The sequence below is a fragment of the Streptomyces sp. HSS9-12 genome, assembly GCF_054963655.1.
This window is the reverse complement of the sequence record NZ_JBUEGC010000006.1, coordinates 38710-51986: the sequence shown is the minus strand read 5'-3', so window position 1 is coordinate 51986 and position 13277 is coordinate 38710. Positions and strand designations below refer to the sequence as shown.

At 70.0% G+C, this 13277-nt stretch carries 11 protein-coding genes; 4 read left to right on the top strand and 7 right to left on the bottom strand.

Annotated elements, in window-relative coordinates:
- Nucleotides 1–6: 6 nt before the first annotated feature.
- The 3 genes from ACY34J_RS04965 to ACY34J_RS04955 form a co-directional block, all read right to left on the bottom strand.
- Nucleotides 7–549: an MOSC domain-containing protein gene (locus tag ACY34J_RS04965; RefSeq protein ID WP_462725247.1), complete on the bottom strand. Its 543-nt coding sequence runs from the start codon at nt 547–549 to the stop codon at nt 7–9.
- Nucleotides 550–718: 169 nt separating this feature from the next.
- Complete coding sequence (locus tag ACY34J_RS04960; protein WP_462725343.1) at nt 719–901, bottom strand: hypothetical protein; 183 nt, start codon at nt 899–901, stop codon at nt 719–721.
- Nucleotides 902–1482: 581 nt separating this feature from the next.
- Entirely contained in the window at nt 1483–2220 is a 738-nt protein-coding gene (locus tag ACY34J_RS04955; RefSeq protein ID WP_462725246.1) for a PIG-L deacetylase family protein, read from the bottom strand.
- Between the two features lie 223 nt (nt 2221–2443).
- Here ACY34J_RS04955 and ACY34J_RS04950 point away from each other — a divergent pair, with 223 nt between their 5' ends.
- The 4 genes from ACY34J_RS04950 to ACY34J_RS04935 all read left to right on the top strand — a co-directional run bounded on the left by ACY34J_RS04950 (nt 2444) and on the right by ACY34J_RS04935 (nt 6859).
- Nucleotides 2444–3706, top strand: coding sequence for a GAF domain-containing protein (locus ACY34J_RS04950; protein ID WP_462725245.1), 1263 nt, complete (start codon nt 2444–2446; stop codon nt 3704–3706).
- A 123-nt stretch (nt 3707–3829) separates the two neighbouring features.
- On the top strand, nt 3830–5353 hold the full coding sequence (gene adh / locus ACY34J_RS04945) for an aldehyde dehydrogenase (RefSeq protein ID WP_462725244.1): 1524 nt from the start codon (nt 3830–3832) through the stop codon (nt 5351–5353).
- A gap of 855 nt (nt 5354–6208) precedes the next feature.
- Nucleotides 6209–6586, top strand: coding sequence for a VOC family protein (locus ACY34J_RS04940; RefSeq protein ID WP_462725243.1), 378 nt, complete (start codon nt 6209–6211; stop codon nt 6584–6586).
- Nucleotides 6587–6616: 30 nt separating this feature from the next.
- Nucleotides 6617–6859, top strand: coding sequence for a GMC oxidoreductase (locus ACY34J_RS04935; protein WP_462725242.1), 243 nt, complete (start codon nt 6617–6619; stop codon nt 6857–6859).
- A gap of 262 nt (nt 6860–7121) precedes the next feature.
- Here ACY34J_RS04935 and ACY34J_RS04930 read toward each other — a convergent pair whose 3' ends face one another.
- The 4 genes from ACY34J_RS04930 to ACY34J_RS04915 all read right to left on the bottom strand — a co-directional run bounded on the left by ACY34J_RS04930 (nt 7122) and on the right by ACY34J_RS04915 (nt 13118).
- Nucleotides 7122–8084, bottom strand: coding sequence for an anti-sigma factor RsbA family regulatory protein (locus ACY34J_RS04930; RefSeq protein WP_462725241.1), 963 nt, complete (start codon nt 8082–8084; stop codon nt 7122–7124).
- Nucleotides 8081–8425, bottom strand: a complete 345-nt coding sequence (locus ACY34J_RS04925; protein ID WP_462725240.1) for an STAS domain-containing protein — start codon at nt 8423–8425, stop codon at nt 8081–8083. The genes ACY34J_RS04930 and ACY34J_RS04925 overlap by 4 nt, the downstream gene beginning before the upstream one ends.
- A gap of 219 nt (nt 8426–8644) precedes the next feature.
- On the bottom strand, nt 8645–11434 hold the full coding sequence (locus ACY34J_RS04920; protein ID WP_462725239.1) for an AfsR/SARP family transcriptional regulator: 2790 nt from the start codon (nt 11432–11434) through the stop codon (nt 8645–8647).
- Nucleotides 11435–11774: 340 nt separating this feature from the next.
- Complete coding sequence (locus ACY34J_RS04915) at nt 11775–13118, bottom strand: FAD-dependent oxidoreductase (protein ID WP_462725238.1); 1344 nt, start codon at nt 13116–13118, stop codon at nt 11775–11777.
- Nucleotides 13119–13277: the final 159 nt, after the last annotated feature.

Sequence of the window (13277 nt, the reverse complement as noted above, 5' to 3'; positions counted from 1 at the left end):
CGTCGGCTAGACGCGCTCAAGCGGAAGGTGCGGTCCCTCCGGGAGCTCGACGCCGATCGCGTCACCGGGCCGCACCTCTCCGCCCGCCACCACGATGCCCATGATGCCCGTCTTACGGATGAGGTTGCCGTCCTCGTCGCGCCCCACCACCTGTCTGAGCAAGCCGTCCTGGAAGAAGTCGATCTGGAGACAGGGATTACGCAGGCCGGTCACCTCCACCACGGCCTCGTCGCCGAGGCGCAGCAGCGTGCCGGCCGGGAGCGCCAGCAGGTCGAGGCCGCTCGTGGTGACGTTCTCACCGAGCTGTCCCGGCCGGACGGTGAAGCCCGCGGCGGCCACCTCGGTGAACAGCTGCGCATCGATGAGGTGCACCTGGCGCAGGTTCGGCTGGGTCGGGTCCTGCGCCACGCGGGAGCGGTGCTGAACCGTTTCGCCCAAGTGCGCGTCGCCCTCGACTCCTAGCCCCGCCAGCAGACGGATGCTGGGCTGTCCGGACTTGCTGAACCGGTGCTCCTGGCTGCGGTTCACTGCCATGACCGTTCCGCCCATAAGTTCCCCCACTTTCCCTCACGTCGTCTCTACATTATCTGCCACCGTTGATCACCTCCGACCCTAGCGGGAGACCCGTCGCGGGAAGCCAGAATCCGCAAGTCGGCGTCCGCAGCCATCAGTCGGTCGGCTTCGCGGGCCGGTTCCGGCCGCGACACCCGGACCCGTTTCAGCGCCCCAGTTGCTTGCGGCTCACCCCGCGGAGCCTGCGCCGCTGCGAGGGGTCCAGCAGCAGATAAGCGGCCACCGGCACACCGACCATGACCAGCAGGGCTGCCCAGGTCGGCAGCAGCGACAGCAGCAGGATTCCGACCACCACTCCCCCGATGGCGACCTTGGCCCTGTTCGACATCTCCGACACCTCCTTCGCGGCGGCGACCGCCGCAGTCACCCGGTGAACGGACACGCGCGCGCGCCGTTCCTCGGCACGCTCGGCGCGTCCCACCACCAGTGTCGCCCCGCAGCCGCCGTGACGGTCCTCATGCACGCACTGTTTCCGGCAAGCCGCAATGTTGGGGTACGCCCGGCCACTCCGGCTCCACTGGTCAAATTTGAGGAGTTTGGGCCCCGTGACCCCGCTCCCTGCGGCAACACCCTCCCAGGTCTTTGAACTCTCCCGTTGCGCGGCGGGGTCGCCTTCTGGCACCCCGGCCTCCCCGCTCCGGCCCTGCGGCTCCGTCGAGGAACTGACCGTGGCCGTGCCGAAGGCCGCCGACGTACACCAGCTGACCGTGCGGGCCCTGGTGCTGCCTGTCCGCGAGGCCGTGCCCGTCCTCACCCGGGCCCGCGCCGCGCATGGCGACCCCGCAGCCGTCTTCTGGGGCGCGGCCGCCGCCCTGCTTGCCCTGCAACTCGCGGCCATGGGCCGCCTGCTGCCCGGCCTCACGGCCACGGACCACGACGCCTGGCGGGCCGGCCCGCTGGACGCGGACCTTACTGCCGGGGGAAGACCTCGAACGCAACGGAGAGCCGGCCCCCGAAGCGGGCCGCCGCGGCCTCGGCGTTGGCCGTCAGGAACCTACGGCAGTAGGTCTCCGGGTCCTCGTCCGTGAGCGCTGCGATATAGCTGCGGTGGGCCAGCAGGGACTGCACGCCACGGTCGAGGCCCGCCGTCACATCCGCCGCATGAGTCGGCTCCGGCGAGGCTGCGACGGCCACCCAGCGCACCCCGTCCCACGGCTCCAGGCCGTGCTCCTCGATCGGTTCGGGGAAGATCCAGCGGTTTCCAGCGTCGGCGGCGGCGTCCAAGGCGGCCCGGCCCACCGCGCGGTGGTCCGGGGTGTTCCAGAAGGTGCCGCCCCACGTGTCGCGATGGTTGAGGGTCAGAACCAGTTCGGGCCGGTGCCTGCGGATTGCTGCGGCCAGGTCGCGGCGCAGCGCTGTGCCGTACTCGATGACACCGTCGCGGTGGTCGAGGAAGTCCACCGAGGTCACCCCGACGGCCGCGGCGCCGGCCCGCTGCTCCTGCTCGCGCAGCGGACCGCACTTCGCCGGCTCCAGGCCGTCGATGCCCGCCTCACCGCGCGTGACCAGCAGGTAGCGCACCTCGGCGCCGCGGTCGACCCAGGTGGCGATGGCCGCGGCCGCGCCGTACTCCAGGTCGTCGGGGTGGGCGACGATCGCCAGACAGCGCTCCCAGTCGGTGGGCATCGGCTCCAGTTGCTCGGTCATCAACCTCTCCCGGTCCGGTCTCGCACGGCAGGGCCCGTCGGCGGACGCCCGGTCGTCGAACGATCCATTGTCCAACGATCCCTTCCGGAGCGGCTCGTTCCGTGGACAACGGGCTGTTGTCGTACCCCGTGCCGCGGGCCACGATGTACTCAGCCGCGGTGACTTTCCATCCGAATGTCCCGAGCCGATTGTCCGAACCGACCGGATCTGCGGGGACGACGACATGAATCCATGGATTGCCCTGGAACCGGGCGCCGACCCAACCGAGCGGGTCGACGCCATTCGCCGTGCCCATGACGCCTTCACCACGGCCGGTACCGCCGAGAGGCCCGTACGGTCCGTACGATCCGTGGTCGCCGACTCCTGGCGCCGCTCAGTGCGCGCCCATGTCAGTCCGGACACCACCGCCCGCGTCGAACTCACCGACGGGGACCTGGGCACGTACCGCGCCGACCATCCCCTGGCCCCGTTGATGCCGCTGTTCCGCGAGCTGATGGGCACCTTCGCCATGGACGGCGAGCATCTGCTGGCCGTCTGTGACACGCAGGGCCGGCTGTTGTGGGTGGAAGGCCATGCGGCGGCTCGGCGGCGGGCGGACCGGATGAACTTCGTGCCCGGCGCCCGCTGGGCCGAGACCGCGGTCGGCACCAACGCGCCGGGCACGGCGGTGGCCGTCGACCGGCCCGTGCAGGTCTTCGCCGCCGAGCACTTCAGCCGTCCGGTCCATGCGTGGACGTGCGCGGCCGCGCCCGTGCACGACCCGCGGACCGGTCGGCTGCTCGGCGCGGTCGACATCACCGGCGGCGACCGGCTGGCGCACCCGCACAGTCTCGCGTTCGTGCAGGCAGTCGCCCGCGCCGCCGAGTCCCAGCTCGCTCTGCTCGCGCCGCCGCCGGCCGGCCGGACCCTGAAGCTGACCGCGCTCGGCCGCGACGAGGCGCTGCTGGTGCGTGACGGCCGGCCGCTGCGGCTCAGCCGTCGGCACAGCGAGATCGTGCTGGTACTGGCCTGCCATCCCGAGGGGCTGAGCGGCGAGCAGCTGCTGCTCGCCCTGTACGAGGAGGAGTCGACGACGCCCGTGACGCTGCGGGCCGAACTGTCGCGGCTGCGCCGCCTGCTGGGCCCGGATGTGCTGTGCTCGCGCCCGTACCGGCTGACGGTGCCCGTCGAGACGGATGTCGATATTGTGCGGCGGCGGCTGGGCTCAGGGGCGTGCGCCGAAGCGCTCGCCGCGTACGGCGGTCCGCTGCTGCCCACTTCGCAGGCACCGGCCGTGGTCCGGCTTCGGCGGCACGTCGAGGACCAGTTGCGGGCGGCCCTGATCGCCCGCCGGGATCCGGATCTGCTGGCCGCGTGGACCGGCAGCCCGTGGGGCGAGGACGACCTGGAGGCGTGGACGGCGCTCGCGGCGGCTCTGCCGCTCGGCTCCGTACGCACGCCGTTGGTACGCGCCCGGCTGCGGGCACTCGACGCGGAGCTGGGGTGACCGGCAGTCCGGCCGGGCGTCGTGCCGGCCTGAAGGCGCAACGTGGTTGCAACGTCACGGTCATTAGCGTCCCACCGGACGCCGCCCAACGGGGGGCGGCGATGTTCCGTGGAGGCCACCGAGATGACCCGTTACTCCGCGCCCGGAACCGACGGCGCGATCGTCTCCTATGAGTCCCGCTACGACCACTGGATCGGCGGGGAGTACGTCAGGCCCGCGCTGGGCGGGTACTTCGAGAACCCGAGCCCGGTGAACGGCCGACCGTTCACCGAGGTCGCCCGGGGAACTGAGGCCGATGTCGAGGCGGCCCTGGACGCGGCGCACGCCGCCGCGCCCGCCTGGGGGCGTACCGCCCCGGCCGAGCGGGCCGGCATCCTGCTGAAGATCGCCGACCGGATGGAGGCGCACCTCGAGGAGCTCGCGGTCGCCGAGAGCTGGGAGAACGGGAAGCCGGTTCGCGAGACGCTGGCCGCGGACATCCCGCTCGCCATCGACCACTTCCGCTACTTCGCGGGCGCGCTGCGCGCCCAGGAGGGCAGCCTCAGCGAGATCGACGACGACACGGTCGCCTACCACTTCCACGAGCCGCTGGGCGTGGTCGCCCAGATCATCCCGTGGAACTTCCCGATCCTGATGGCCACCTGGAAGCTGGCCCCGGCCCTGGCAACGGGCAACGCCGTGGTCCTCAAGCCGGCCGAGCAGACCCCGGCCTCGATCCACGTCTGGATGAAGCTGGTGGCGGATCTGCTGCCGCCTGGCGTGGTCAACATCGTCAACGGCTTCGGAGTGGAGGCCGGGAAGCCGCTGGCGTCCAGCCCGCGGGTGGCGAAGGTGGCCTTCACCGGGGAGACCACGACCGGGCGGCTGATCATGCAGTACGCCAGCGAGAACATCAAGCCGGTCACGCTCGAACTCGGCGGCAAGAGCCCGAACATCTTCTTCGACGACGTGTCGGCGGCGGACGACGAGTTCCGCGACAAGGCCCTCGAAGGGTTCACGATGTTCGCCCTCAACCAGGGCGAGGTGTGCACCTGTCCTTCGCGTGCGCTCATCCAGCAGGGCCACTACCAGGAGTTCCTGGAGGCGGCCGTGGCCCGTACCGAGACGATCGTGCCGGGCCACCCGCTGGACACCGACACGATGATCGGCGCCCAGGCCTCCAACGACCAGCTGCAGAAGATCCTTTCGTATCTGGACATCGGCCAGCAGGAGGGCGCCAAGGTCCTCACCGGCGGGCAGCGCCTCGAGCACGGCGGCGAGCTGGCAGGCGGCTACTACGTCCAGCCGACGATCTTCGAGGGCGGCAACCACATGCGGGTCTTCCAGGAGGAGATCTTCGGCCCGGTGGTGTCGGTGACCTCCTTCGCCGACTTCTCCGACGCGATGGAGATCGCCAACGACACGCTGTACGGCCTGGGTGCCGGGGTGTGGACCCGCGACATCAGCACCGCTTACCGCGCCGGCCGGACCATCCAGGCGGGCCGTGTGTGGACCAACTGCTACCACGCCTATCCGGCGCACGCGGCCTTCGGCGGCTACAAGCAGTCCGGCATCGGGCGGGAGACCCACAAGATGATGCTGGATCACTACCAGCAGACGAAGAACCTCCTGGTGTCGTACTCGCCGAAGAAGCTGGGCTTCTTCTAGACGCAGGATAAGGGCGCCTGACCAGGGCAGATGCCCGGCAGGCGCCCCTATCAGGGTCACCCGAGGCCGCGAAGCGAAATTCGGCCTTACTCCCGATTCATTTCGCCCATGTCCCACCTCTGACCAGCTGTTCCGGGGCATTTCCGGGCCAAGCCCGGGCTAACGCGCCCTCTGCAGCGTCCTCGCGCTCGTCCCCCCGCCGCACGGAGTCCTCGATGAGACGGTTCGCGTGATGACGCGCCTCGGCGAGGAACTTGGCGTAGCAGCGGGAGAGAACCTGGATGCTCTGCCCCGCCGGGAGGTCCGCGCCCCACGGTGGATCCATCCCGACCAGCTGCAGCAGCACGCGCCATCGGTGTGGTCAACTCCGCCCTCTCCGCGTGGTCGACCTCTCGCGCCGGGCGCCTGGAGCCGATGGTCGAGCGGATCGCCACCACCCAGTACCTGGCCGCCGCCGCAAGTGTCGAGTTGGAAGCCATCGACGACCCCGACTCGCGAGCTTCAGGAGGAGCGGCGCAAGCTGCGAGAAGCAGCGAAACAGTTCGCGCGTGTCGTCCACGTCCTTGAGGTCGAGAACCAGCAGCTGCGAGAGCAGAGCCGTCCCACAGACACAGTCCGGCCGGTGCCCGGCAGGCGCCGTCCGCAGCCCGTCAGTTAGGGCGTGTCTCAAAGTCAGCTGCCCTACTGCGCAACCTACGGCCCTCGCCTGGCGGCCCGGCCAGGCGAGGGACTGAAATCTCCTCGCCCCTGCTCGCCCCACCCGGTACGGTCGCGAGGGTGTCCTCACTGCAGGGAGCCCATGAGATCCGCCCGCGGCCACCCCGGCAGTTCCCACGCTGAGAGTAGGTTTCGTCAATGGCATGCCGTATCAGTGAGCTGGTGCTCGGTTGCCGCGACCCCGAGGTGCTGGCGCGGTTCTGGTGTGAGGTCCTGGACTTCATCGTGCTCGATCGCGAGGAGGGCTGCATCGAGATTGGGCCGCGCGAAGGGTTCGGCGGCCCGCAGCCGACGATCATCCTCAGCCGCAGGGACGAGCCGGAGAGCGGCAAAGCCCGGCTGCACATCGACGTCAACGCCACCGACCGCGATCAGGACGCCGAGCTCGAGCGCCTCCTGAAGCTCGGGGCGCGTCCGGCCGACATCGGCCAGACCGGCGAGGAGCCCTGGCACGTCCTCGCCGATCCCGAAGGCAACGAGTTTTGCCTGCTCAAGGCCCGCCTCGACCCACTCTGACGGCCCTCGTCGGCAACGAGGGCCGCCCGGGTGGAGGGTGTGTGGGGCGCACCGCCGGCCCGACTACCGCGTGCCGCACTCCGACAGCGACGCCGACCTCCTGGACTTCGCGCAGCACGACCTGCAGACGCTTTACCACCCGCGGGAACATGCGCCATTGGGCCAGTGGTTGACCCCGAGTTGCGGGTGCACGAGGTGACCGGACTCCGGGTGGTCGACGCCTCTGTATGCCGACGGTCGTCCGCGGCAACACCAACGCACCGACGATCTTGATCGCGGAGAAGGCCGCCGATCTGATCCGCGGAGTCGGCCCCCCACGTCCCCCGATGCCACGAACGTATGACGTACCACCATGAGACGAAGAACCTGCTGGTCAGCTACTCCCCGAAGGGCTCTGCTTCTTCTAGGGGTGGCCGTAGGCCCTCTGACACGCAGTGATGCCGGTCAGAGGGCCCTTGCCGTCGTCAACGTGACTGCCGCGCGCCATCGCGGGGACGGTGCGCGGCACGGTGTCCGGACAACGTATACACGTCCGTCAGGCGCAGGTCCTCAGGCGTACGGTGGTACCCACCGCCCCGGTCCGGACGCGCACGATGTCGCACAGCATTCCGACTCCCCAGAGTCCGAATCCGGCTTCCAGGGCGGATTCCGGCGGTGCCCAAGTGAGCAACTCCTCGGGCTGCCAGTGGCCGGAGTCGGTGATCTCGCAGATCAGCCCGTCGTCGGGCCATGCGCGCAGCGTCACCGGCGAGCTGCCGTGGCGGATGGCGTTGGTGGCCACCTCGGTCACGGCGACGAGCAGGTTGTGCAGCGCGTCGCCTGCCACCCCGCAGCGCTTCGCCTGCTCGGCGACGAAGGCCCGCACGGCGTGCAGGTCGGTGGGCCGGATCTGCATCGAGGCGGCGGAGTGCGGGGAGGGCGGCATGGGCTGCCGGTCGATGCCGGCGACGAAGGACTCGGGGTCCCGGTAGTCCGGGTTTTCTCGCAGTGCCCCGCCCTCGTAGATCTTCGGGTGGGTCTGCCGCACCATCGCGATGGCCTCAGGCGACAGGTTCTCGGCGTTGTAACAGCAGAATCCCCGGAATTCCATGCCGGCGAAGGCCAGGTTGACGATCGAGTCGTAGCGCAACCACTCGGCCACATCCGGTTTCGTCGACCAGTCGTCCGCTATCAGCACCCATGCCGGGCGTGGGCCGAGCGTCTTGGCGACGGCGGTGAAGGCGGCCATGGCCCGGACGGGGTTCTTGTAGAGCTCCGACGGCTCCATGAACTGTACGGCGGAGGCGTCCTGTCCGAGCGAGTCGCGCAGTACCTCGGCCTCCCTGCCGGGTGCGACCGCGAACGTGGCATCGCCGGCGTCGACGCCCGCGCGCAGGTGTGGAAGGGCGGCAGCGAGGAACTCCGGCTCGCCGCGGTACAGAAGCGCCTGGTGCTCGAGCGCATACTGCTTCTTCTGGCCGTCTTCCACGGGCAGGTCCGCATGTGCCCCGGTCGTCATGACATCCCCTTCCGCCCCTGGACGAGCCCGGGCAGACGTTCCCAACCCACTGTCTCGATGAGGTTTTCCACATCGGGCGACAGATTGTCCAGGACGAGCCGCACTCCGTTGTCGCGGCGTACCACGAAGCCCGTCAGCACACTGAGAGCGCCGAGGTCGATGAAGCTCAACCTGGCCAGGTCGAGCCGCACTTCACTGCTCTCGGCCACCAGTGAGGACAGCGCCTCGGTGACGTCGCTGTGCCGCGTCGCGTCGAGTTCCCCCTCCAGTCGAAGGCCGGGGGGATCGACCATCCGGGTGATCCGGAGGATTTGCTCGTCCGATTCCGGAATGACTTCCATAAAGGCCTGCCCAGTCCTGGAATGTTGATTTCGAGGTGAGCCGCGCCTGACCGTAGAGGAGGGCGGGGCCTGCCGGAAGTTCCCGAACCGAAGCGCGCGGTGGGACCTCCCGGGGGTTTCGCGGCCGGCAACGGTGTTACCACTGTGCGTACGACCGGTATAGCGGCGGTAGAACCGGTGGACCGAACTCACTGCGCCCCCAGGCTACCTGAGAGATCGTCAAGGTGGCGCGTTCAGGGTTTCCGGCTCGATCAGCGGGCTCAGGCAGGCGGGGAAGAACGCGCTCCACGCGTGCCCGCGCCAACTCACGTACGCCGTGGGGCTGTCTCCGACAACGGCGCCGGCGCGCCCGAGGTACTCCTGTGCCTCCTGGATCCTGCCCTGGTCGATGCAGACCAGGCTGATCTCGCGGAGCGCGAAACCCTGCAGGACCGCGTCGCTGGTTTCCCGCGCGTGCTCGAAGCTCTCCTCCAAGCACGCCAGGGCGTCTTCGGCGCGCCCCAGGCCGCGGTACGCACGCCCGAGGCTGCCCAGGCAGGTCACCAGGGCCAGGCGGTCGCCTGCCTCGCGGGCGAGAGTGAGCTGCCGCGTCTGCACGGCGACGGCCTCCTCGTACAGCTCCCGTTCGGCCAGCGCGTCCGCGAGGTTGCACAGAGAACGCAGCTCTCCGTCGCGGTGGCCGATCTCGCTCCAGATGGCGAGCGCAGACTCGAGGCACTTCCGCATCTCGTCGTACCGACCGTGCAGCCAGTACACCGCGGACAGGTGGTCCAGGCCCCACGCCTCGCTCTCCCGGTCTCCCAGGCGCCGAGCGGTGTGGATGGCCAGCTCGGCCAGCGTCCGCAACTCCCGGGCACGGGCGTGCGGGTAGAGGTACCACTGCAGCGGCCGCGTCAGCCGCACCGCAAGGCGCGCCGTGGTGTCGGATTGCGTGGCGGCGTGGGTGATGGCGGCCATCAGGTTCGCGCGCTCGGTTTCCAGCCATGATTCGGCCTCACGGCCGCTTCTGATCGTCTTCGCCCGGCCGGCGGGCGTGGTGGCGCCGTCGGCGTACGAGGGGTCATCCGCGGGCCGGGTCGGCTGCGGCGGAACGTCGAGGAATGCCACGGCCTGCTGTGCCGTGGCGAGATAGAAGCGCAGTATGCGCTCGAAGGCCCGTTCGCGCTCCCTCGCCGGTTCCTCGGCACGCACCTGCTCGCGCGCGAAGAGGCGCAGCAGGTCGTGCATCTGATAGCGGGAAGGGGCAGGGCTGTACAGCAGATGCGCATCCACCAGCCGCTCGAGTGCGTCCTCGGCCGCCCACTTCTCCACGCCGAGCAGCGCGGCCGCGGCCGGCAGGCTCATGCTCGACCCCGGTACCACCCCTAAGAGACGGAAGGCCCGTGCGGCGGCCTGGTCGACGGAGTTCCCGCTCTGGCAGAGGGCGTCGTAGCTCGCATGGAAGCTCGCGCGTACCGATACATCGCCGACGCGGATCTCGTCGAGGCGGCTCTGGGCGTCGGTCAGCCGCTGGACGAAGGCGCCCAGGGACCAACTGGGGCGGGCTGCCAGCCGGGCCCCGACGAGCCGCAGGGCGAGAGGAAGACCGCCGCACATCCGGATGATCGCGTCCGCCGCCTCGGGGGCGGCCGCGACCCGCTCCGGACCGACGAGCCGCTCCAGCAGGGCTGTCGCCTGGTCGTGAAACATCACGCCGAGGTGGAGGTGGGTGGCGCCCTCCAGGGTGGTGAGCATCTCCCGGCTGGTGATCAGTACGGCGCAGCCCGGCCCGGCGGGCAGCAGGGGGCGTACCTGCTCCACACCGGCGGCATTGTCGAGCACCACCAGCATGCGGCGGTCGGCGACCAGTGAACGGAATTTGGCCGCTGCCTCGTCGGTGCCGGCTGGTACGGCGACATCCGGAATCCCGAGTGTGTTGAGGAAGCGCTCGAGCACCTCAGCCGGTTCCAGGGGCGTCAGCCCGGCGGTGGATCCGTGCAGATCGACGTAGAACTGGCCGTCCGGGAACCGGTCGGCGACCTGGTGGGCGGTGTGGATGGCCAGGGCCGACTTGCCTACCCCGCTGGTGCCGTCGATCGCGGCGATCGTCACCTGCCCCTCGCCACTGCGCTCCAGCAGCCTGTGCAGCACTGAGCTTTCGCTGGTGCGGCCGACGAAGGCGGTGCTGATGTGGGGAAGCTCCCTCGGCACCACGGACGGCATCCGTACCGTGATCTCCGGGCGGTCGGCGGGAGGCTCGGGTTCAAGGAGCAGTGAGGTGTCGGCGGTGAGGATCTGCTGATGGAGCTCCTGTAGCGGCGGGCCCGGCTCGATTCCCAGTTCCTCGGCCAGATGGTTACGCAGGTCCCGATAGGCGGCCAGCGCCTCGGCCTGCCGATTGCCTCGGTACAGCGCCAGCATCAACTGACCCCGCAGGCCCTCCCGGAGTGGATGCTCGGCCACCAGCGCCTCGAGCTCGTCCAGCACCGCCTCATGGCGGCCGAGCCTCAGCCGCGCTTCGATGAGCAGTTCCCGCGCTTGTGTGTGGCATGCCGCCAGGCGCGTTGTCTCGGCCTCTACGGCCGGCGTCGGCGGCACGTCCGCGAAGGGGCTGCCGCGCCACAGGTCCATCGCTTCGCCGAGCCGGGCAGCGGCAGTCTCGGCCGAACCCCGGTCGAGTCCCTGCCCGCCCCGCTTGATCAGTTCGACGAACCTGTGCGCGTCGACCTCGTCCGGTCCGACGACCAGCCGGTAGCCATGGGCCCGGTAACCGTGTACGTGAGTGACCAGCAGCCGGCCTGACTCGTCGCCCAGCGCGCGCCGCACCCGAGAGACATAGCCTTGCAGGAGCTTGCTCACGCTTTGCGGGGGCCGGGTGCCCCACAGTTCCGCGACCAGCCTGTCAGTGGAGACCACCTGGTTGGCGTCGCACAGCAGCACCGCCAGCAGCATCCGCCACTTCGCCGGGGCGAGTGGGATCTGCTCGCCGCCGCGCCACAGCCCGAGCGGCCCAAGGACCCGATACCGCATGCCATGCTCCGTAAGTCGTCACCCGGACAGGGAAGGCGTGGTGCAAGCGCGTTGCGGGATCGGATGCGGGCGAGGGCCGGCTGACCGGACCTGGCCGACCGTCATGTGTCCCTCCCGGGGCGACGAGAACGCGGAGCGCGGCGATCCGGACATTCTCGGGCCGGACTCCGCTGGATAGCAAGCTACTTCGCTTTCATGGGGGTGCACCAACGGCGGCCGCGGCCATAGCGGTTGTGCGTGTGCGGCCGGCGAGCCGGTCGCAGGCACGTGCGATCAACCCGGCTCCGAAACAAAGAGCGGCTCCCGGTCTCCCAGGCACCACTCCTTCGGCCGATCGGCGCTACTGCCGGGCCGGTGACCGGCGGGCGGCCAGCAGCGATCGCACGACCGTGGCGGGCCGCAGGATCGCGCTCGGCGGGGCCAGCAGATTCTGCAGGTCGAGCATGACGCGGTGGACATCCGTTGAGACATGGCTGGCCAGCATCACCTGGCGTACATAACGGTTGATCAGGTCGACACCCGGCGGCTTGGGCCCCACGGTCTCCGGATACATGAAGTCGCCACCCGTCGCCAGCTGCCACGGAGCGGCGATCACCTTGGCGACCGCGCGGTAGTACGCGCGGGCCATCGCCGAGGACGCGGTGCCGAACCGGTCCAGGCAGCGGCCGAGCTCGACCGCCTCCAGAACGGCGACGCTCATGCCCTGCCCGTACAGCGGATTGAAGCTGCACACGGCGTCACCGAGGGCCACATAGCCCGCCGGGGGCTGCCGCAGCCGCTCGAAGTAGCGCCGGCGGGCCTGCGGATAGGTGAACTTGCAGGCATCCTCGTCGCTCACCGGCTTCGCGCGGGCCATGATTTCGGCGATGTGCGGGGTCGGCAGCTCGGCGGCGAACTTGGCGAAACCTTCGGGGTCGACGGGTGCGTGAGCCCGGTGCCAGCCGGCCAGGGTGACCACCCATCGGTCGCCCTCTATGGGGAAGGCGGCGGCTGCCCGCTTGTCGTGCGGCGGGACGGTGGCCATCAGGTAGAGCAGTCCGTCGTCGAGCAGCCGGTCCTCGGGCCGGCGCCGCAGCAGCCGGGTGGTGTACCCGACATCGATCTTGACGGTGACCATCTCGGGGGTCTGGCAGCCGAACGTCCGCAGCCACCGGTCCGTCCGCTCGCCGCTGCTGCCCGTGGCGTCCACGACCAGGTCGGCGGCCAGCTCCTCGCCGCCGTCCAGTTCGACCCCGGTCACTCTGCCTGCGGCGCCGGTCAGGCCGCAGACCGCCAGCCGGTCGCGGACGTCCACACCCGGCGGCGCGGCCACCCGCTTCCGTATCGTGTGCTCCAGAAAGGCGCGGCTGAGACTGATCCCCAGCATGCCGCTGGAAAAACGGGCCCGGTGGGCTCCCATTTGGTGGAATAGCAGGTCCGAACCGGGATCGAAAGGCACCGCACCACCCTCGACCAGCTCCTGGGTGAGACCGGGAAACAGCTCTTCCAGTTTCCGCTGTCCGCTGGTGAGCAATGCGTGCACGTGGCCGCCCTGAGGCACCCCGCGTCGGTCCTGCGGGTCCTCGGGGAGGGCATCCCGGTCCACAACCGTCACCCGGGCGAAACTGCTGCTCAGTACACGCGCTGCGACAAGTCCTGCCATCGAGCCGCCGATAACCACCGCATGCCCACCGACTTCACCCATGCATCCTCCTCGAAATCCGCCTGGCGGCACGGGAATTGGCCGCAGCGGGGGGCCGAGTCTAGGCCTGTCGTGGCGGAGGTGTCACCTCCTCGAAGTCGCCCTGGCGGGCCGGGTATCAGGACCGGTGGTTTCGGACGCATCCGCCGCCACCCGGCCCTT

Excerpts from the sequence above, each read along its gene's own strand:
- ACY34J_RS04965 (WP_462725247.1), bottom strand. The coding sequence starts at position 549 with ATGGGCGGAACGGTCATGGCAGTGAACCGCAGCCAGGAGCACCGGTTC.
- ACY34J_RS04960 (WP_462725343.1), bottom strand. The coding sequence starts at position 901 with ATGTCGAACAGGGCCAAGGTCGCCATCGGGGGAGTGGTGGTCGGAATC.
- ACY34J_RS04955 (WP_462725246.1), bottom strand. The coding sequence starts at position 2,220 with ATGACCGAGCAACTGGAGCCGATGCCCACCGACTGGGAGCGCTGTCTG.
- ACY34J_RS04950 (WP_462725245.1), top strand. The coding sequence starts at position 2,444 with ATGAATCCATGGATTGCCCTGGAACCGGGCGCCGACCCAACCGAGCGG.
- adh (WP_462725244.1), top strand. The coding sequence starts at position 3,830 with ATGACCCGTTACTCCGCGCCCGGAACCGACGGCGCGATCGTCTCCTAT.
- ACY34J_RS04940 (WP_462725243.1), top strand. The coding sequence starts at position 6,209 with ATGGCATGCCGTATCAGTGAGCTGGTGCTCGGTTGCCGCGACCCCGAG.
- ACY34J_RS04930 (WP_462725241.1), bottom strand. The coding sequence starts at position 8,084 with ATGACGACCGGGGCACATGCGGACCTGCCCGTGGAAGACGGCCAGAAG.
- ACY34J_RS04925 (WP_462725240.1), bottom strand. The coding sequence starts at position 8,425 with ATGGAAGTCATTCCGGAATCGGACGAGCAAATCCTCCGGATCACCCGG.
- ACY34J_RS04920 (WP_462725239.1), bottom strand. The coding sequence starts at position 11,434 with ATGCGGTATCGGGTCCTTGGGCCGCTCGGGCTGTGGCGCGGCGGCGAG.
- ACY34J_RS04915 (WP_462725238.1), bottom strand. The coding sequence starts at position 13,118 with ATGGGTGAAGTCGGTGGGCATGCGGTGGTTATCGGCGGCTCGATGGCA.